Raw genomic sequence first — 19970 nt, forward strand, 5'->3', positions numbered from 1 at the left:
CACCTACCCCTCTACTTCCATCTGCTCAGTAATGAAATCCACCAGGCTAGTCACGTCACGGAACGGACTTTGGCGTCGCGACATCGCCCTGGAATCACTCAAGCTGACTTCAATGCCTTGATCCGCAAGCGCATCTTCGATGTCCATCGTCAGCGTCACCAGCCCCAATGAATCGAGTGGGCTATGATCGCCAAAGATTGGCGCCTTCGCGTCCACGGCAAGCTGTAGCTCCGGTTCACGATGCTCGTTAAGTCGCGTGATCGAGTCCAAAACCAGTTGCTGGATTTGTTGCTTCGTCAAGTTCGCCACTAATTGTACCCTCGAGATATTTCCATTCGTCACGTTTCATTCATTTAAAAACCCGCGTCCCACCTTGTTCTGGTGATGCTTTGTCTTGGGGGGCCGCACCCAAGCTGATCCAACGCTGTGCTGGAACTTTGATCGATGCTACGGTTTTTTATCCGGGTTGCAAATATTGCGCCACTTTATATTGGGTTTATCCTGAAAGGGGTTACTTTTTCGCCCTCGTTCCAACCACGATGAACGCTCCATATCCCAGCTCCCCGGACAGCTTCGATTTGATGCTCAGGTGTCAACATCCTCGTGCTAGCGGGTAAGCTATATGCCGCTTGTTTACGGTTTATATAAGCATGTCTCGTTTCATAACGGTCTCAACCACTCAGACACCCTGCGGCTGGTATTTGTCAATCCAGGTTCCCAAAACCAGCAGCGCCCAAAGCGTTGAACCGTGACGGCCGCCTCCACTCAAATGAGACCGGTAGAGTTTTTCAACATAGACTTGGTCGATAAGATGTCCAATGCGATGGTTCCGGTTGAGAACCGTTGATTGAAATTGATCACGGAGATCGGTGCGAAGCCACGCGTCGACGGGAATCTCAAACCCTTGCTTGCGGCGATCTAAAATCGTACCGGGTAGTGTGCCACGCAGCATCTGCTTGAAAATCCATTTCGACTGGCCATCGCGCACCTTCCATTGTCCCGGAATCCGCGCCGAAAGCTCCAGAAACTCGTGATCCACCAGCGGCGGCCGCACTTCCAACCCGACTGCCATGCTGGCCCGGTCGACCTTGGTTAGAAAATCATCCGGCAAAATCGTTTCGATATCGGTGTAAGTCATCGCTTCCAGCGGTTTGAGTCCCTTGGTCGGATAATGCGCTGCGATCAAAGCTTCGGGACTCATTCCGGATTCTCGGCCCAGAAAACCACTTGCCAAAATTCGCCTTCGCAAATCATGCCGGGTGATCGTCATCGAATTGGCATACGCCTGGGCGGGCTCAAGCGACAGATTTGTCAGCGTCGTCTTCCAACGCATCGGCCGCGGTAACCAATCGGCCTTCGGCCAGAGGTTGGCGAGTTGCCGCAGGATCGTGCCACGCACCGCCTTCGGAATCCACTGGCGGACAGCTGCCTCCTTGATGTCGTGGCGATAACGACTGTAACCGCCAAACGCCTCGTCCCCGCCATCGCCAGACAGCACGACCTTTACATGTTCTTGCGCCAATCGAGAAACGGCCAACGTCGGAACCGCAGAAGTGTCCGCGAATGGTTCGTCGTAATAGTGGACTAACTCTTCCAGACTCGAGGACGCTTCGGGGGTAACGATCTGTTCCACATGCGTCGTGCCGAACTGCCGCGCAACCTCTCGGGCGAACGGCAATTCGCTAAACTGTTCGTCATGAAATCCAATCGAGAAAGTTTGCAGCGTGTCGGTTCCTGAACGCTGAAGCTCGGCAACCATAGCTCCCGAATCGATACCGCCACTTAAGAATGCCCCGATCGGCACGTCGGAAATCCGATGCATCGCGACCGTCTCACGAAACTTGTCTCGTATTCGGTCGATCCACTCCTCTTCTCCCAACCCCTCTTCGACTTCCGTCTGCAATCGCCAATATCGTCGCGGCACCAGCTCTTGCCGCAGCGCATCCTCGGTGATCGACAACCAGTGCGCAGGAGGCAGTTTTCGGATCGAGCGAAAGATCGAACGACTGCCCGGCACAAAGCCAAAGGTCAGATACTCTTCCACGGCCCGGTGGTCGATGTCGCGAGAAACAGCGGGGGCCGCCAAAATCGCCTTGATCTCCGAACCGAACAGCAGGCGGTCGCCGTCATGGCTGTAGTACAACGGCTTGAGCCCGATGCGATCTCGCGCCAACAACAATCGCCGCTGCCGAGCATCCCAGATCGCGAACGCGAACATGCCACGCAATTCATCGACCAACCGTTCGCCCATGTCCTCGTACAAATGAACCAGGACCTCGGTGTCGCTTCGTGTGCGAAACTGGTGCCCCCGGGCCAACAAGCGATTTCGCAGCGATTCAAAGTTATAGATTTCGCCATTGAAAACAACCTGCACCGATCCGTCTTCATTTCCCATCGGCTGTGCGCCGTTGGAAAGATCGATGATCGATAGCCTGCGGTGGGCAAGGCCCACGTAATCGTCAGCCCAGACGCCCTCGGCATCGGGACCACGATGCGAGATCGCGGTTGCCATCCGGCGCAAATCCGTAGCGTCCATCGGGACGCTGGCGGAAGCTCGCCGCGAGTTAAAAAAACCTGCTATTCCACACATTCGCGGGCACTCGCGGTCGGTTCCATTCGGTCATTTGACATCGGTCCCGATTGTTGACCGCGTGACCGAATCACACGTGCCGGATTACCAACCACAATCGCAAAATCAGGCACCGGTTTGACCACGACCGACCCGGCTCCAACCACACAATGACATCCAACATCGGCCATTACAAGCGCTCGGTCTCCGATCCAAGAATCACGGCCGATTGTCACATGGGGCCATGTGCCAGGTTGTTCGCGAACCGGAATGTCGAGTCGATCGATACCGTGCTGACGGCTTCCGTTGATGATCGAAACGTTCGAACCCAATAACACGTCGTCTTCTAGCGTGACGTCACCCAACACACAAAATGGCCCCACGTGAACCGTGTCGCCAATCCTGGCATTTGGGCTCGCAAGAATGGTTCCAAACCCGATCCAAGCATCGCGAGCACATTGCGGCAAGACTTGCCGATAAAATCCCCATCTCAAATAGACGCCGATCAAACCTGGGCAAAGGCTCATCCATTGAGAGCATCCAGGTAACACCCGATCCTTGCCAAACAGCCTGGAAGCCAGGTAGTAGCTGAGCACTACCGGAAACACGACTAGGCAGGCAACCGCTCGAAGCAATGCTTTGGCGAACGACTTTATCATTCCGAAACGCCCCGTCCTGACCGGTTTACATTGGACTTCCGAGTTCGGTCGATCCGCCCTGATAACTCCAAGTACAGCTGCTGGTACTGTTGGTGCATCGCATCATCGCTGAACACCTCGATTGCACGCTGCTGCCCCTGGTCCGCGAGCATGGACCTCAGCTTCGTATCATCCGCCAATCGAGCCAAGTGTCGCGACAATGCCAAAGCGTCGCCTGCCTGGGCCAGCAGTCCTGATGCTTCGTGCTCGATCACGTCAGGAATACCACCCACATTGGTCGCGACGCAAGCAATTCCAGCCGCCATTGCCTCAACCAAAGTCAGCGGTATCCCTTCCGACACACTCGTCAACATAAAGGCATCTGCGGCATGAAAGAATGTCTTGACGTCGCTGCGACTTCCGTACAACGTGATCGCCTTGGAGAGTCCCGCCTGGGCAATCGCCGCCTCGATACCGGGTCGTTCCTCGCCCTCACCCACCAGCAGTAATCGTGCATTCGGGTGTGTCTTGACCAAATGCTCCATGGTTGCCACGGCCGTGCGATGGTCTTTAAGCGCGTTCAGTCGTGCGACTTGCACGATCACAAACGCACTGTCTACCAACCCCAGTTTCTCCCGGGCGTTTGCGCGTCCGCCGGGGGAGGATGCGTAATCCCGAACCGGAACGCCGTTCTGAATCACCTCGACCCGGTTCGGCGAAAAACCCTCGTTAGCGATCAATGCCTCACGCACTTGATCACCTACCGCGATCACTCGGTCTCGCGAGCCGAGTAGGAATCGATTCGCGAAAACGCGTTTAGGCCGGCGGTAATCGGGGAAGCTTCGGCCATGCTCGGTAAAGATCAATGGGGGGTTGCGACCGGGCAGGCGAGCAAGCGACGAGTAGAAAAACGGTGCGTATTGATGGGCGTGAATGACATCCACCCGGTGTCGAGCGAAATATCGGGCGAGCTGGCGGGTTAACCCAAAATCAAAACCGGGCCGACGGGCGAAAACTTCGATCTCCGCGCCGCCATCGCGCAGCCGTTGCCCCAGTTCACCAAGATCATCCAGACAGGCAAAAACGGTCCGGACAACGCCAGTGGAACGCTCCGCGAACTGGCTCGCCAAAACTTCGGCACCGCCCACGCACAGCGAGTGCAGCACCTGGCAGACAATAGGCCGATCCTGGCCGCGATCGGACACGAGGTCACGTTTCACAGCACCCAAGTCCGATTGCTCGAGTCAACATAAACCATAATCAGAGGTACATCTGCCAGTAACGCGTCACGGTTAAATCAGCCATCCCAAAATCGCAACCTGATAGCTAGCACGATAACCGCATCTGACCCGTATACTTAGTATGCGTCTAACCATTACTATTTATGCAAAAACCGCCTCCGACCTACGACCGTCAAAATTCACTCATCTGAACGCGCACAAACAGATGGCTGTTGATCTTGCAACTTTGGGGAAGGACGGCATTAATACAACGAGTCAAAAAGCTCGTCGGGGGAAAACTTCGCAAGGCGTTCATGATATAGTAAATTCGTGGGAAACGGACTTGATAAGAGCGGTCCCCGCTTGGCTCACCTTTGTATAAAGTTACCTTCCCGTATTGTTTAAAAAGACCTACGAGTTGTTGCGGAGTATATTCGCGAACATGATACGGCCATTGGCAACGACTCGCGGTCCAATTGGGAGTTGATACTAGCACTTGGTTTTTTGCCACCCTTGTTAGGTCTTTTGCGAAACTCACGTCCTTCTCGATGTGTTCAATTACATCGATACAAACGAGACTATCGAAACTAGCACTATCAACAGCCGACAGATCCTTGATCATGACCTTAGGGCCCTCAAGCTGCTTGTCCACTTCCAGGCCAAAAACATCTTCAGCTGTGGACGACAAAATTTTCATTCCTTCACCCAAACCTGACCCAACATCCAGCACTTTATGCCCCCTGCAAAACGAGGCTGCAAATTTATACCAACCGAGTTGAGTAGCGACCCTTCCGCTACTAACATCTAGGTCACCACATTTTTTGAAGTCTTGCTGCTGTTTATGAGATTGTTGTTGCATCAGATTTCTAATACCCCTCAGCGAATATATTCCATTGCCCCTGGAACAAATACTGACAACTGCCATCGAAACGCGAAGTCACTTTTAAATCGAGATGAAAATTCTTCAGGTGTAGAACCGCACCACTCCGTGTGGTCAAAATCAGAGAAGCACGTTTTCAACGTCGCCGGCGATGTTCAATTCAGCGCCCAAAGCCCTATGGAGCCAAGCAGTTCATCGCGTTCCCAGAGGGAAGTCGGTGCGTCATCAATATACCAATCGCCGGGACCGCTCGCGTGCCATCGAGCAAAACCTGTGGAGACTCTGTGAAGTCCTACCATCGCGAGAACGTGTGCCATCAGTGGGCAATACACGAGTTGATTCGTGCGGCATCTCTTTGGGGCAATAATCCATCCATTGGTCAAGAGAGTTCATTTACCAGTTTACGAAGACGCTCTTGCACATCACCTCTGACCAAACCAGCGCGTAAAAAATGATGAAAGACACTCCAAGGCGGCCCACCGATTCGGTAGTCAACACCCAGGCCCTCGGGCTGATTCTGCATCGCAAGAAACATGGATAGATATGCAGTCTGCTCCCGTGTCCAATCCCCTAGCCATGTATCAGCGAATGGTTGTGAATTGAACTTCGCATTGGCTTGACGCCAGGCCAGGAAATGCTCGGCAGCATCCAGTCGGCATGCAGAACGCAGGTAGCACAAGAGCCCTGCATTGAAGAAAGCATGGTCAAGCTTTTGGTGACAAAACAAATCTGAGCGTGAAGCGATTATTTCTGCAAGCATTTGCTCAAACCAGGGAACCTCCGCATTTCTTGTATTAAGATCATGCAGGTACAGCCCGTCGCTGCCCCTTCGATGTGCCCAGTTCAAAATTCTTTCGGGCAGAGAGAAAAAAGCCACATCCGCATCCATCGCGAACATCGCCGGGCAGCGTCCTAGTACAACTGGGTGAAGCAATTTTGCAACCATATGAAAATCACCCTTGTACAACTGACGCAACTGTGGTCGGTCGGCAAGTGCTTCGGTTAATTCCGGAGCAAAACAATGACGCGGCAACCAACGAACATTACGCACATGTTCGTCAACTAATCTGCGGCGACTGGAAGACATACTTCCGTCGTCGGTGATGGTTACCGCGGCCTGAACTTCAGGGAATCGCAACAGTGACTTCAGCGCGACGAGACCACATAACGTGTCAGCGTTTCGAAGCAGCAAGTGAACTTCGAAATCCGCCGAGTCTGGGTCCTTGGCCTCAACCGGTTTCGTTCGCAGGATTCCTCGAACACAATTGTCGATCCGACGCTGATCGAAAGCCTTCCGAATTCGATATGGCAGTATAGACTTCAGTGACATATCGATGATTCAGCACATTGCATGATCGGTGATTGGGCGATCAAAGGAACGACGTTTCAGTCTGACGATTGTTACGACGAATTAAAGCCAAGGTTGTTAAATTGCTCAATGTGCTGAAGGGCACTCAAACTTTGCAAAGAACTCTGTCGATGTGCGTGCTACGACACTCCAATCGAAACGCGACTCCACCCAACTGCGAGCCGTGGTTGCCATTTTCGCAAGCTTTGAAGGGTCTTGCAGCATCCGAACGATCACGGTTGTCAACTCTGTGAGATTCGTGGCGTCGACAGAAAAGCCGGTGACACCATCCTGCATGGCCTCACAGGTACCACCGGATCTCCCGGCAACTACGGCCTTGCCACACGCCTGTGCCTCTAGCAACACCATGCCGAATCCTTCGACGTCTGAACCAATTTGACGATTTGGGAGGACGAACAAATCGCACTGCTGGTAATAGGTTGGCAAAGTATCCGCGTCCACGTTCACTAAGAATTGCACGTGATCGTTGACATCAACCTGAGCTGCCAAGGACTTGAGATGCTCCAACTCTTCACCATGACCCACGATTGCGTATAGCACATTGGGAATGACTTTACGGATCTCGGGCAGCGCGCGGATGAGTTGATCTTGTCCCTTGCGCGCCTGCAATCGTCCCACGGTTAACAGTACCACGCGGTCAATCCATCCGTGCGACGAGCGGAATTCGAAGTCGGGGTATGCGGGACGAAATTGAGTGCAATCGACGCCAGGATGAAGAACCGATATGGAACTTGCCGGAAGGTGCCACTGGTCCGTCAGCATTCGCGCTGTATTATGGCTATTGGCGATGAAGTGCCGCGCGGCCGTAACTACGCGACGCGTCATCCAGCGATGCTGGCGACTTGACATCACACCACCGCCTCTCGCTCCGTCTAAATTAATTTCTTCGCCGTGCGCAAAGCAGACAAACGGAGTTCCGGTCCGTAGATAGTGCAAGTAAGCCAACCAGCCTTCGGGCAAGACACGGGCCACGTGAATCATCCGAGGTTGCTGCTGCCCCAGGCTCTGTTGAATTTTACGCAGTAGCCGCCAGTAGCCAATCAGCCCACCCGGAGTCAGCGATCCGGTGCCTGGAAGCGTAAACGGCACTCGTCGAATCCAAGAATCATCCTCGACAGACGCTTTTTGATCACCTTCTCGAAGTTGATCCACCACTGCCAAAGTGGTTCCGAGCGGTTGGCGCCGATAAACCTCGTATAAATATCGCCCGCTACCGCCGTGGCGAGGCGGGAAAATTTCAGAGAGAACGGTGCGTTGGATGTCTGTTGGGACAGAGATTCCTACACCTTCCACTTCCTCGCGGGCGGGATCGAATGGCGTTGCTGTTGACCAATGCATCGAAGTGTTAAAGGGAATATAACTGCTGGTCTTTTCGATGACCGTAGGATCATCGAAGGGCGATTTATCCATGTGCATGAGTCGCGCTAACTGAGCTTGTCCAAGACATCTCTTGCTCGGTTTCTTCCAGTACTTCGAGCGGCTCCGCATTGAGACGCTGCGCAACTAGAGCAGTCGCACAGCCGACGGATGCCAGAACATACGATGGCTCAAGCAACGCGCCGCTGGAAAACATGCTCGCCGCTAGATAGCCGGGAATCCCGGTGGCAACCGCCAGTAAACTAGTTCCTTTCCATTCGGGAAATTCTCCGATTCGTGCGATGGCCCAATACTGCTTCGTGCTCACCCACCAAGGAATCAAGAAGAACAGAAAGTATAGAATTGCGGCAGGAATGCCGCATCCCGTCGAGATCTCGAAAACGAGGTTATGAAGCCCCTTCTGGCTCCCATCGAGGCCACCTTCATAATACTGAGGCACGAGGCGTTGGCCGGCCAATGGCCCCACTCCCAGGAGTGGATAGTCGGCTGTTATCGCCGCGCCGGCTTTCCAAAGCGTGAAACGGCTATCGGCGGATGAATCTCGATTCTCCCCGGACTCGAACGAAGACATGAACTCTTTATAGACCGGCGGTCCCGCAAGAAGAGCGCCGGCCAATACTGTAACGACAGACGCTCTTATCGTGAACGAAGTCTTGGGCATTAAAAAAGCGAACCAACCCATCATGGCAATGGCGGCTAGCATCGCACCTCGCGATTCCATCAACATCAGTTGGTGCATTTGCAGAATCAGGATGATTCCCGACCCCACTCGCAGCCAGCGTTTAGACGTAAACACGCACACTGCGGCACTACAGGCAATCAGCGGGACAGTGAGATTCGAGTAGAGGTTGTTGTCACCCTTGGTGCCCCAAGGATAATAAGCATAAATCGATACCCCGTCCTGGAAGTACTGCAAGTTTATCTGGTATGCACTGTATCCTTGCGTGATCGCCAGAACCGCCACCATCACAAGTATCTTTCTAGGCTCATCAAGCAGGATGATGGCCAGAATAGCCATCATCACAATTTTCCACATGTTCTCCATATAAAACGTCGTGAGGACAACATCGATGGTTTGGTTGGCGCTGACGTAAGCGATGGCAAGAAACGAAACCAATGCAGCAGTAGCCCAAGCTGATGCCCCGCCGATACGATTGCCTCGAAATCCGGTCAACAACACACCAACGACCGTTGCTAGTGCAATGTATTTTTGAAATTGAAAATCCGCCGGGATGCTCCAGCGCCAATTCCAGTTGGGCTCTAGCAGCACGCATCCATAGAAACCAACAATGCCGATCCAGGGGCGGAAGATCGCGGCAATACAGACGCCTGCGAACAGCGGGTAAATAATGAGAATACCGAGCATCAGACGACCGTCGGAGTGTCTCGCGTGGTGCGTGAAGCCTCGCGCAGTCGGTATTCCGCGATTCTCTTCACGATTCGAGGAGGCATGTAGCTGCAGGCAACGTGTTTAATATAAGCAGGGATCCCGTATTCCCTCGGTGATACTTCATTTAGCAGTTTCCTCGCCTCTGAGACTTCCCCGCTCAGAAGCGAGTGATAAACCGCACCGACGCGGGATGTTGAAATTTGCGTTTTGACCAGCGATCGTTCATCTGGCGTGAGCAGCAGATGCCGTGCCAAATCCTTGAGAACCAAAAGATCATTGCGACAAAGTCTTCCGGTCCGCGAAGAAATGTTGTCACCTTGTTGGTGCATCGTCACTAGGACTCGGTTCACCGAGGCAAATGGATATTGCAAGGCAAGGTTCAACCATAAGGCCCAGTCCTCGGAGCCCCAAATGTGCTCGGGGAAACGTAACTCCGGCAAGTTGCGTCGCACCATGACCGCCGATGTGATCACTCGCGACTGAGTCAGCATGCGAGCGAACAATGAACGGTCGTAAAGGGCGAAGTCAGCATCTAGCTCCCGCTCGGCGCCATAGAGTCCACCGAGTGCAAACCTTGACGACATCAGAACATCGTTGTCTGTGCGAACAAGCGTGTCACAAAAAATCAGTTGTGCAGCTGGAAAACGTTTTGCAACGGCCAGTTGAATGGCAAGTTTGTCTGGATGCCATTCATCGTCGCTATCAAGAAATGCGACCCAGTCCCCGTGTGCGGTTTCAATTCCATGATTCCTGGCCGCAGCCGCACCTGCGTTCGCTTGTTCCAAAACCACAACACGATCCCCGAAACTACGCGCGATATTGGCCGAGCTATCGTGGCTGCCGTCATCCACCACGATGATCTCATCGGGCGCTCGCGTCTGAGCCAGCGCACTTTGGATAGCGCGGCCGAGGATATCTTCGCGATTGTAGCACGGAACAATGACGCTAATTGTCATTGGGACGCTTCGCCATTGGACACACCCAGTCCATCAAAGTTTCTCATTGCCAGTTCAAGTACTTTCGGCAAATGGCGAGTTATTTGTTCGGAAAGCGATTCGCTCTGCGAGATTCTGTTGCGCATCATGCCAACCATATCTTCAACGGTCGATGGAAAACGATCTGGGGGGATCAATCCATCGTGCTCTAGACCAAACAGTTCGAATTGACCTTCAAACTTTCCTTGATAAGGAAAGCCTGTCATCGGCCTGCCCATTCCCAATGTTGCAATTCCCAGATGCAACCGGCAGGTGAACACGTGCGTGCACTGTCCAGCAATGAATTTCAAGCTGCGAGAGTGGGGCAGTGGATCAACGAGTATGGAGCTGTCCGGGCACTTCTGCTGCAACCGATTCTGAAAAGCCCTCAAATACTCAACGCCCTCTGGTTCATCATGAGGAATCAAAACGAATCTCCAGCCATCCTCATCGGCAAGCCGCTGACAGGCAGCCGCAATCAGTTGAAGCCGTTCTTCCTCGGCACCGTATTCACCCAGCACAACCTGAGTCAGGTTGAGACCAATCAGTCGACCAGCATATTGGTCGAGAAAACTGCGAAGTGGCGGATCCAACTCCGTTCCATCGCTCGGTTCCAGCAGAAATGCCAAGTCTCCGGCGCGTTCGATTCCGGCAATCCCAGCCGCCTCCAAACGTCGATACGATTCGGGATCACGAACAAATAGTCGAACCCGGCTTCCAAGACGATTCAATCGCTCACGCAGTCCGACGGACGGAGGTCCATTCACGCTGAATCCAAAAATGCGTGAGGGTAATCCGACTCGCGTAGCCAGCCCCAGCGTATACATCGAAGACACACTTCGTTCGACGCCGTAACCCTCATCAAGCACGTCGGCACCAATCATCATCATTTCAAGGTGGCGAGCGGCCAATTGCGGGAACTGTAATTCCTCTTGGAAACATCGCCGGGTAAGAAAGAGAGGGTACAAGTCAGTTCGAATTCGCAACTGATCGCTGGGGACAAGCGACGTGATCGGTTGATCGCTGGCGGTGAGCACCGTTAGCGGCCCACATCCACGGCGATGAAGTTCGCGAACCACGACTGCAAGCAGCGCCTGATCACCGCGATTGCGCTCAGGAACCGGCGCAGAACAAACCAGGCATCCCATCGTTTTCGAACGAACTCTTGCAAACGCGACGTTCGCGGATGTGACAGCGTTCTTCACCAAAGTTGACATAGAAACTTTTTTCTCGGATTCTAAATGATCGCGTGAGACATCATAACGCTTAGTCGATCAGCGGCTGGAAAGTGCCACAGGATTGCTTCATCGGATTGCCGCCAGTTGGAATGCTGCACCCATCCCAGCGGATACCGACTTACGGCACAATGTTCTAAATAGATTGCGAGATTCAACATAGTTTGATCGCCGAGAGGGGGACGCGGCGGAAAACGGCTGAACTGTCGGATTGTGTCACACCAAGGTCGAAGTGCGGTCTGTTGATGTAATGTATGGAAGCTAACTGCACAGCAATTCGCGCCGCGAGCCCGCCCCGCAGGCGATAGCCAACGGACAATACCTCGTTTCCAAGCTTTCATTTGATAACCTGCGTGGAGCACGTGCGCGACATCCATCTGAGACGACGCCACGTGCAGTCGTTCATCGCAAGCGAACAGTGGTTCAACCGAATTAACGGAAAGAATATCCAGATCTAAATGGAGCACTCGATCATAATTACCGAAGTCCATCTCTTCCAAGTTGAGGATTCTTTGTGAGAACAAATCAACGACATCTTTGCATTCCTCCGAAAATTCAATAATTCCGACACCGTCAGGAGCCAGTTTTGGTGAATTTGTGATGAGCTTTATATCTCCCTCAAATTGGCCAGGGCCGCGTAGATGCCGAGCCCACAAATCGATCATCGGGCTGTAATCAGCCAGACGCGACTTGGCTCCATCGGAGAATTCGTAAACCGTCGCGACAATGAGTGAATTCAAAGAAAAGTCCCTTCGGTCATGCGTAGGCAAATCGCAAGCGTCATCTTCCGCTCAATTTCTTCCCGCAGCAGGGGCGCGTCGCAGCATTAAACGAACAATCGATGCCGCCAGCGTTTTCCACTTGCGTCTGTCCCACGGTGTTAAATACAGACCACTGCAAAATGCTTGAAACGCCCTCACTCTACATCCATTCTGCCAGTAGGTCTGATATCCAAGGTCCCAGAACAGCATGTCGGATTGTTTCTGAAAAATAAGACTTCGTTGAGATTGGGAAAACACTGGTTCCTGCGCTAGCTCTCGAAGTACATTCACGCCATCCGCATACACTTTACACCGCTTCTCGTAAGACTGGCTGCCATCGCCTACCAGAGACACATTTTGGCTGTGGATTCGATATATGATGTGCGGCTCTTGGAAATACCCAACACGGACGCCGTGCCCTGCAGCCTCAAGCTGAAACGCGATATCGTCGAACAGACGGTATGGACGTATCCGAACCTTCTCAATAACCCAGCGCCGAAGCACGGAAGTTTGAAGCCCGCCCGGGAACCCTTTTACGATCACGTGTTCGACAAACCCTGGATCATCAATGACAGCTAGTTGCCCCCGCCGTGTCGCATTAAGTTCAAAGAGAGGACGCGGCCTACCGTCAGGAACAAAAGAACTTTCATGAACGACCGCTCCTGTCAAGTCGTTGACCACTCTAGCTGGTCCGACCACCCAATCGATATCGTTATAAGCCAACAAGGCCTCGACACAATCGGTTAGATGGTGCGACAACCACGGATCATCGCTGTCCATAAATGCAAGTATTTCGCCGCAAGACTCGTCAATAGCCCGTTGGCGTGCGACTCCCGCTCCCTGATTTTTTTGATAAAAATACTTAACAGGTTGTGATGATTGCTTCCCAAACGATTCAACTACCTTCCGATTCACGTCCGTACTTCCATCGTCTACGACTATCACCTCCCAGTCCGAAAACGACTGATTTCTGATTGATTCTAGTCCTTCCGCTAGCATTGCCGCGCGGTTGAAAGTGGGAACGATAATGCTAACGAGCGGCGACTTCGTTACCATGCCATCTGACTGATTCTTTAGCAATGTCGCACCAGGGATCCCTTAATTTAATAATTCATGCAAGTGGCAGAGCCGTCTGCCTCATTGCGAACGTTAATTCGCCCGACTCTTTGAGCATAAATTCTTCCGATTTTGCAGCACGTGAAAAGATCGCTAAACATTCATCGCCATGGCACTCGATAGCACAAAAGTTGGTCCGTTGTAGGAAAGAAATGTCTCCATCGCGAAACAACGAAAGTTCTGCGCCCTCTATGTCAATCTTTAAATAGTCAATTCTAGGAAACTGAAACTCCTCCATCAGCGATTGAATGGTGCGTGCCGGCACGGCGAGATTGTCATCAGGCTCTCCCGGCAGTGTCTGTGTCGAACAATGCGAAATTCGCCCACTACCCGCCGCTGTACGATGAACATTAAGCGTTCCTTCGCTACCCCATATGCCTGCAAGCAAAAGATGACAGCGGTCCGAGTATGGTTCCAAATTACGACGTGCAACCTCAAAGTTCTCGGGGTCGGGTTCAATGGCGATCACGCGGGCATTTGGGTAGCGGTTAAGGAAAAAGAAGCTTGAAAAGCCGGCATTCGCACCAGCGTCGACTATGTATTCGACTGGGCCACTGAGCTCGACTTCATATTGCTGATCAATAAGCACTTGGCGAAACATATTGAAGTCGCTCGTACCGTTTCGCAAGATTAGCGGCTTGTGACTTTTGTAAAGTCGAAGCTTGAATTCGATGCCGTTTTCCTTCTGCGAACCCTCGTAATTCGCTAAAGCCTCACAAACCTGACCTAAATTGATAAGTCGCAGTATCCTCGTAAGTTCTTTTGGTTTCTCGCGTGCGAGATACCACGCGACGCGTCCCGCCGCCAAAACATTGCCCGGAAGACAACGCTTAAGTGTTCTCTTTACCGTCGTTTTTACCGCACTAAGCAGCAGCATTGGAAGCGTTCCAGCACGTGGTCAATTTAGGGGAGGGGGTAGTGTCCAGGGCCAGCTCGGTCTCGACAACTACGTTTGAGCGACGTTTCTGGATCAGGCGTCGCGAAAATGCGACTCCGGTCTGTTCAACCAACCGATACGAGAGACTCGCGATGGCCCACGTCAGAATCACGACACCTACGTACGCAATTATAAAGGCCCCGATAGCACAAAATCGGGTTTGAGCGAATAGCCATTGCCCTATCAGGAATTTGTTAAACAAGTCTAATACAAGCCAATGCCAAAGATAAGCAGAAAAGCTTACTACACCAATCCGAGCAACAACTCCGTTAACAACTAGTTTTGGCGTGTCGCCCGAAACCAAAAGACAGAATCCAGCGAGAAATAGTGAACAGAAAAAGAAACTTGGCACCCAAGGGGCTGTTAAACCAAAAGACCGCGGAAGGGGTAAGAATTCAGCGATCACGAGCAACAAAACCACACAGATAATTTTTTCGTCCGCTTGCTCTCGGTGCTCATTGAGTGCTTAGCAGTATCGCCTATCCATGACTGATAAAACGCATTGTAAACAAGATTCGCAAACGCAAAGACTGGAAGCTGATTCCAAAACGAGAAGAACTGGTAATTGCCCATTGCCGTTGGTGACAAATGATCTGAAAGCAGTTCAGCTGCAATCGTGTTTCCACAAATCGCGAGCACGATTGACAAAAGCAATAAACCCACCGCGCGTCGAGTTGAATGAGCGTGGAGTGCAATTAGCGGAAAGACTAAGTAGAAAGAAAACTCAGCCGTGATACTCCAGCCACCGGGAAACAGATGCTGGCCGATGGGAAATGGGATCCATTCACCAAGTAACGTCGTAAAGCCGAACAGCCCCAGAACAGGTTTAACACGCACCGGATTTAGCGTACTGTAAACGATCGCTGCAAGGTAATGAGCGGGTGCAATTCGGAAGAATCGCCGTTTGAAAAAGTTAACCTAGTTTGCTGCCCCCCCGCTTTCGAACCTGCACCTCGAAGGATAGTAACAACGTAAAAGCAATAGCTATGAAAAATAACTGAACTCCATTCCATCCGCTAGCAAGCACCTGTTTAACTCGCCACGGAAGTTCTGAAAACTGCGCCGCTGTATGACATCCAATTACCATTAAGATGGCATAGCCCCGCAAACGATCAATGTGAAGAATGCGAGGATTACCGTTTACCGAACTTAACATGTTCATTTGACACAGATCGCCAGTGGCCAGAACGCACATTGCACCAACTTGTCATTACGCTGTACTCCACCACGCCTTGATAATTTTCCCCAAAGCGATGAAGGTGCGGCTAAACGCTTTATACTACTCAATTCTCCTGCCAATACTTTTCCAAATAATTACTAACAAGGCCGACTCAGCCGATTAGCGGTAGACCGATCTCGGAATCTTGTTACTCCCCGTGCGCACTGCCAGTCGCCCCATACCCAGTAAATGATCCCGCAAATAGCGAGCATGAAGACCTTCTTTTGGAACGTAGTGCTGCAAGAATGCGTCATGGACCCAGCGTCCCTGCAAACCTAATTCTGACAGAAACGGCAAGTCTCGCTTGGCGGCGTGGTCGACGGAATAAAAGGCGCTTTCACTCATTTTTAGCAACCGCGACACACTCGAATCGAATATTCGAAAATCCGTTGTAATTCTTTCTTAATCGCTCGTACAGAAAAGGAACGGGTTCGACGAGCAAGGCGCCCCATGACTTGTTGCGATTGAGCAGGGGAAAGATCGGGTCATTCGTGAGACCAACGATAGAGCCAATCTGAACGACAAATAGATCTTTGACGCCCCAGAACATATTTCGAAGGATTCGGCCTGGATTACGTTTCCAGCGGCGGTATCTGCTGGAACCTCTCCTAAACGCCGCCCCCATACTTGTGTAAAAGGCCCCGCGAAAGAAAGCGATTTTATATACGTCTTTATTCTCATTGATCGGCATTTCGTGTTAACCGTTCACCGCCCAATTCGAAGAATTCGAGTTCGGACGCGGTGGTTGCCGGCGAACCTGTCAAAAGTAACGGTACGGAACGGTGATTGATTTTGTCTCGCGACTCAATTATTACACGCTCTGTGGAACTACTGAGAGTTGGATATCGGGAACGCTGATACGGGATCTCCTTTGTTTACCATCACAGCACTGTGCTCACTTTGCGGCAAATTAAGAAATCGTCTTTCCACGGAAATATAAAATGCCGCTCCAGCGACAAGGGATAATATCCATAGAACTGGGCTGACCAGCCAAGGGTTCATTTCGCGAATAGTTATTCCGTTATAAACCGCAATCCCAACCGCAACCGTCATCACCGGCATGTGAATAAGATAAAGACTATAGCACATGGTCCCGCATAGCTTGACATGGCGCAGTAACCTATTCCCTGCAATCACCCCGTCAAAACGCCAAAGTGGAAGCAACAAAATCGCAAACCCGAACGCAATGATATAGGTACCTCCACTCGGTTTTGACCAGTCATGCCGATTTGAGTTCGCGATGAAGCAGGAAACAAGTAACCCACCTACCAGCGCAGCAACGCCAGCAGCGTATGCGGGTCCATCTGCGTGGTTAATTAGATAATACACGCCCAGCCCGGCCGCAAACTCCAACCATAGACCATCAAAAAAGAATCCTCGTACTTGAATCCCAGCAAGGTTTGTACAGCACATTAAAACCAAAACCATTACGGTCACCGCAGCAAGGCTCAAAAAGAGCCGCCTCGCCGCCAGAGCGAGTGCAAATCCGGTGACTGCGTAGAATTGTTCTTCATAACATAGGGTCCATGCGGCTGAAATAAACCACTGCCTATTTCCTCCAATAATATTAGGCAACCACGTCTGTGTTAGGGTGATGTTCCCAACAAGATCACGAGGGTCAAACCACCGGGGACGGACGAAACCGCGTGTGGCATCAGGACATAGTCAACGAGAACCACGAAGAAAGCGGTGATACCAAACGCGAGCCAGTACGGTGGGAAAATTCGACGGAAACGCTTCGCGAAAAATTCTACAGCTCGTGTAGATTTCACCTTCGAGGATTCTACAGTTGCCCCAATGCAGTAGCCGCTTATCACAAAAAAGACAGGAACCCCGATCCAGCCCCAACGCGCTACTGACGTTAATCCGTGCGTCCATTGGCTGACAACCGAACTAGCGAGTCCCTCAGGTTCCTCAGGATTGTAAAATACTGAATGGTGTACCAACACTGCTAGACACGCCACACCTCGCCAAATGTCAAGCGTTTGGTAACGTGTAGACCGCCGAACGGGTAGCGGGACATTGCGAGTCGCTCTGTCGGTGGTGCCATCGTCAGAAATGCAGTCAGACATGATTTCGATATCTTAATCTTTATTTGCACCGATCATGAGCAAGTCGCTCATTCGGCGAGCGACAAGGGACAATTCCCATGGAACTGGACTGATCACCCAAAGGTTCATTTCATAATAGGTATTTCGCTATATGCCGCAATTCCAACCGCGACAGCCACCACAGGCATGTGAAATAGGCTAGGAATTTACGAGACACTGGCTCCCATATCTCATTCGAAAAGAACACTTGTCGCATTTGAAGTTATCAGTGTTTGCTAATTAACGTCTTATGACTGCCTTTTGCCCTAAATCAAGGATTCGCGGCGAAAGCTAACTTTTCGGTCGACAGCGTCTTTGATGCGATAAAACAACGAAGGGAATAGCCTCCGGGAAAAAGCCTGTGGGAACTCAAAATCGGATAGCATTGGAATCTCGCAATACAATCGGCGACACGCACGAACGGTTGTCAAATCGCGTTTCCAAAAGGCGTTCTCATGCGCAGTCACTAGCCTCTCTGCAAACGCCCTCCTCAGCATTTCAACTTCGGAGGGCGAAAACCACTCGAGATGATCATTGAGAAAGGCATTTCGCGCAATCACTGCTTCAAATTCGTAATCACTTGCCCGTGATTGCTGGGTCTCTGCAACCCGCCAGCCCGTGAGCGGCATGGCCAAGAAATAAAACGATGTCAGCCGTCGAAGCTGGCAGAAGAAAAATAGGTCCTCATTGACCCGAGTGTTCTCCGGAAATCTAACTTTTTGAGCAAGCTCCCTGAGTACCAGAGCCGTACTCGGGAGTACGCCGCCATTCGCTAAATGCTCAGCAACAGTTCGCGTATCCTCTCCCGTAGGCCGACTAATGCTATGTTGTTGACGAACCTTATCATGAAATCGATATAATCCGTTGAAAAAACAACCAACTGAACTGGGGGAATGCATTTGCAGAGCCGCTAATCGCTCGAGACGGTCTGGCTCCCAGACGTCATCGGCGTCCAAGAACGCAAGCCACTCACCTTGGGCTTCGTCGATACCGCGGTTGCGAGCGACGCTTTCGCCTTGATTATGCTGCCGAATAACGCGCACTGGGTTCCCGAAATTCTCAGCGATCGCGGCAGAATCGTCCGTAGAACCATCATCGATTACGATCACTTCCTTCACCGCCCGTGTCTGCGATAGTACCGAACTGATCGTTTCGCGAAGGAAAAGCGAAGCGTTATAACAGGGTATGACAACAGAGACTGAATTGTTTCCGGACATCTATTAGCCTATTCTCACTTATTACACACCCGATGCATCAAGCATCACTCCAAAAAGCGAATCTTGAAATCCGTACTGAAGAGAAATTCCTGCAAGAAATTTCAGTTGGTCGGTTGAACCAAGGCAATTCACGCTGAAGGGAAGAGTAATATATTCTAAACGTCCCGTTCGACGTGCAATTCTATTCAAGCAGCAAAACTTAATTCACGTGCTTTAGCGGCCTCCTCGTTCCAGAACCGCTATTCCCGTAGTCTCCCCAAGCACTCGGCTATTGAACTCAGGAAATTGATTTTTCCATCGTTCAACGACTGTTGACTCTCCATTCCTTCTAGCGTCGTCTAACACCAAAACTGCGTGAGCTGATAGGCGAGATTGAAGCGCTGGCAATGCGGGGAGCCTAGATAACTCAAGCCCTTTTAAGCCAGCGGGTGGGCCATCGACAACTACAAGGTCTATTCCGTCGATTTCGTCGATGGCAGTTCCAAGTTGATACCATCCAGGAAACTTCGCAATGCTACCTTCGCGAGCTAATTCAGCAAAGTTCAAAGTAACGAAATCCTCTAACTGATTAGATGTCACATGACGTTTAGTCAGCGACGCCCAGTCTTCGTCATGATCGAATGAATATAGGTGCCCTCGCCCTTGTTGCCTCATCCAAGAGGCGATGCATAGAGTTGAAATCCCAGAACCAAATTCGACAACTACATCCGGTTTAATGCGATCCAAAATGTCAACGATGACGTGTAAGTTGACGAATCGCATAGACCATCGTGAGGTTGGTATTTTGCATTCAGGAAAACGATTCAGCACCACCTGCATAGCATGAAGTTCGATAGCCAAATCTTGATGTGCATCCTTGCTATTTTCCTCGATCGCTGCATGGATCTTCCATAATCGTTTGGAGACCCTTTTTGAAATTACCCATACGGCGACGAGCATGATAAGCAGCGAGATCAACGCAATTGTTAGCACTGTTTG

The 19970-nt window shown here is 51.5% G+C and carries 20 protein-coding genes; all 20 read right to left on the minus strand.

Annotation, left to right across the window (positions count from 1 at the left end; all coding sequences use genetic code 11):
* Window positions 1-3: 3 nt before the first annotated feature.
* Entirely contained in the window at window positions 4-309 is a 306-nt protein-coding gene (locus SH139x_RS00920) for a hypothetical protein (protein ID WP_488353414.1), read from the minus strand.
* A 370-nt stretch (window positions 310-679) separates the two neighbouring features.
* Window positions 680-2590: an asparagine synthase (glutamine-hydrolyzing) gene (asnB, locus tag SH139x_RS00925; RefSeq protein ID WP_488353415.1), complete on the minus strand. Its 1911-nt coding sequence runs from the start codon at window positions 2588-2590 to the stop codon at window positions 680-682.
* Window positions 2578-3228 carry an acyltransferase gene (locus SH139x_RS00930; protein ID WP_488353416.1) on the minus strand — a complete coding sequence of 217 codons (651 nt, stop codon included), beginning with the start codon at window positions 3226-3228 and terminating at the stop codon, window positions 2578-2580. The genes asnB and SH139x_RS00930 overlap by 13 nt, the downstream gene beginning before the upstream one ends.
* Window positions 3225-4427, minus strand: coding sequence for a glycosyltransferase (locus tag SH139x_RS00935; RefSeq protein WP_488353417.1), 1203 nt, complete (start codon window positions 4425-4427; stop codon window positions 3225-3227). The genes SH139x_RS00930 and SH139x_RS00935 overlap by 4 nt, the downstream gene beginning before the upstream one ends.
* 193 nt (window positions 4428-4620) lie before the next feature.
* Window positions 4621-5286 carry a class I SAM-dependent methyltransferase gene (locus SH139x_RS00940; protein WP_488353418.1) on the minus strand — a complete coding sequence of 222 codons (666 nt, stop codon included), beginning with the start codon at window positions 5284-5286 and terminating at the stop codon, window positions 4621-4623.
* A 400-nt stretch (window positions 5287-5686) separates the two neighbouring features.
* On the minus strand, window positions 5687-6445 hold the full coding sequence (locus SH139x_RS00945) for a hypothetical protein (protein ID WP_488353419.1): 759 nt from the start codon (window positions 6443-6445) through the stop codon (window positions 5687-5689).
* A 297-nt stretch (window positions 6446-6742) separates the two neighbouring features.
* Entirely contained in the window at window positions 6743-8086 is a 1344-nt protein-coding gene (locus SH139x_RS00950) for a glycosyltransferase family 4 protein (protein WP_488353420.1), read from the minus strand.
* On the minus strand, window positions 8079-9419 hold the full coding sequence (locus tag SH139x_RS00955; RefSeq protein WP_488353421.1) for an O-antigen ligase family protein: 1341 nt from the start codon (window positions 9417-9419) through the stop codon (window positions 8079-8081). Before SH139x_RS00955 ends, SH139x_RS00950 begins: the two co-directional genes overlap by 8 nt.
* On the minus strand, window positions 9419-10399 hold the full coding sequence (locus SH139x_RS00960; protein ID WP_488353422.1) for a glycosyltransferase family 2 protein: 981 nt from the start codon (window positions 10397-10399) through the stop codon (window positions 9419-9421). The genes SH139x_RS00955 and SH139x_RS00960 overlap by 1 nt, the downstream gene beginning before the upstream one ends.
* Window positions 10396-11634 carry a polysaccharide pyruvyl transferase family protein gene (locus tag SH139x_RS00965; RefSeq protein WP_488353423.1) on the minus strand — a complete coding sequence of 413 codons (1239 nt, stop codon included), beginning with the start codon at window positions 11632-11634 and terminating at the stop codon, window positions 10396-10398. The genes SH139x_RS00960 and SH139x_RS00965 overlap by 4 nt, the downstream gene beginning before the upstream one ends.
* A 20-nt stretch (window positions 11635-11654) precedes the next feature.
* Window positions 11655-12392, minus strand: a complete 738-nt coding sequence (locus SH139x_RS00970) for a hypothetical protein (protein ID WP_488353424.1) — start codon at window positions 12390-12392, stop codon at window positions 11655-11657.
* Window positions 12393-12443: 51 nt separating this feature from the next.
* The gene (locus tag SH139x_RS00975) at window positions 12444-13469 is read right to left on the minus strand and encodes a glycosyltransferase family 2 protein (protein WP_488356132.1); all 1026 of its coding nucleotides are present in this window, start codon (window positions 13467-13469) and stop codon (window positions 12444-12446) included.
* Between the two features lie 55 nt (window positions 13470-13524).
* A complete protein-coding gene (locus SH139x_RS00980; RefSeq protein WP_488353425.1) occupies window positions 13525-14406 on the minus strand; it encodes an FkbM family methyltransferase in 882 nt (293 codons plus the stop codon).
* Window positions 14393-14887, minus strand: coding sequence for an acyltransferase family protein (locus tag SH139x_RS00985; protein WP_488353426.1), 495 nt, complete (start codon window positions 14885-14887; stop codon window positions 14393-14395). Before SH139x_RS00985 ends, SH139x_RS00980 begins: the two co-directional genes overlap by 14 nt.
* A complete protein-coding gene (locus tag SH139x_RS00990) occupies window positions 14869-15303 on the minus strand; it encodes a hypothetical protein (protein WP_488353427.1) in 435 nt (144 codons plus the stop codon). Before SH139x_RS00990 ends, SH139x_RS00985 begins: the two co-directional genes overlap by 19 nt.
* A 502-nt stretch (window positions 15304-15805) precedes the next feature.
* Window positions 15806-16030, minus strand: coding sequence for a hypothetical protein (locus tag SH139x_RS00995; protein ID WP_488353428.1), 225 nt, complete (start codon window positions 16028-16030; stop codon window positions 15806-15808).
* A gap of 483 nt (window positions 16031-16513) precedes the next feature.
* The gene (locus SH139x_RS01000) at window positions 16514-17260 is read right to left on the minus strand and encodes an acyltransferase family protein (RefSeq protein WP_488353429.1); all 747 of its coding nucleotides are present in this window, start codon (window positions 17258-17260) and stop codon (window positions 16514-16516) included.
* A gap of 11 nt (window positions 17261-17271) precedes the next feature.
* The gene (locus tag SH139x_RS01005; RefSeq protein WP_488353430.1) at window positions 17272-17757 is read right to left on the minus strand and encodes an acyltransferase family protein; all 486 of its coding nucleotides are present in this window, start codon (window positions 17755-17757) and stop codon (window positions 17272-17274) included.
* A 284-nt stretch (window positions 17758-18041) separates the two neighbouring features.
* Complete coding sequence (locus SH139x_RS01010; RefSeq protein ID WP_488353431.1) at window positions 18042-18992, minus strand: glycosyltransferase family 2 protein; 951 nt, start codon at window positions 18990-18992, stop codon at window positions 18042-18044.
* Window positions 18993-19205: 213 nt separating this feature from the next.
* Entirely contained in the window at window positions 19206-19949 is a 744-nt protein-coding gene (locus tag SH139x_RS01015) for a class I SAM-dependent methyltransferase (RefSeq protein ID WP_488353432.1), read from the minus strand.
* Window positions 19950-19970: the final 21 nt, after the last annotated feature.

Source organism: Kothea flammea, assembly GCF_052161645.1.
GTDB lineage: Bacteria > Planctomycetota > Planctomycetia > Pirellulales > Pirellulaceae > Laterigemmans.

Coding starts and splice junctions, on each gene's coding strand:
- asnB (WP_488353415.1), bottom strand. CDS start 2,590: ATGTGTGGAATAGCAGGTTTTTTTAACTCGCGGCGAGCTTCCGCCAGC.
- SH139x_RS00930 (WP_488353416.1), bottom strand. CDS start 3,228: ATGATAAAGTCGTTCGCCAAAGCATTGCTTCGAGCGGTTGCCTGCCTA.
- SH139x_RS00940 (WP_488353418.1), bottom strand. CDS start 5,286: ATGCAACAACAATCTCATAAACAGCAGCAAGACTTCAAAAAATGTGGT.
- SH139x_RS00950 (WP_488353420.1), bottom strand. CDS start 8,086: ATGGATAAATCGCCCTTCGATGATCCTACGGTCATCGAAAAGACCAGC.
- SH139x_RS00955 (WP_488353421.1), bottom strand. CDS start 9,419: ATGCTCGGTATTCTCATTATTTACCCGCTGTTCGCAGGCGTCTGTATT.
- SH139x_RS00960 (WP_488353422.1), bottom strand. CDS start 10,399: ATGACAATTAGCGTCATTGTTCCGTGCTACAATCGCGAAGATATCCTC.
- SH139x_RS00965 (WP_488353423.1), bottom strand. CDS start 11,634: ATGTCAACTTTGGTGAAGAACGCTGTCACATCCGCGAACGTCGCGTTT.
- SH139x_RS00975 (WP_488356132.1), bottom strand. CDS start 13,469: ATGGTAACGAAGTCGCCGCTCGTTAGCATTATCGTTCCCACTTTCAAC.
- SH139x_RS00980 (WP_488353425.1), bottom strand. CDS start 14,406: ATGCTGCTGCTTAGTGCGGTAAAAACGACGGTAAAGAGAACACTTAAG.
- SH139x_RS00995 (WP_488353428.1), bottom strand. CDS start 16,030: ATGAGTGAAAGCGCCTTTTATTCCGTCGACCACGCCGCCAAGCGAGAC.
- SH139x_RS01005 (WP_488353430.1), bottom strand. CDS start 17,757: ATGTCTGACTGCATTTCTGACGATGGCACCACCGACAGAGCGACTCGC.
- SH139x_RS01010 (WP_488353431.1), bottom strand. CDS start 18,992: ATGTCCGGAAACAATTCAGTCTCTGTTGTCATACCCTGTTATAACGCT.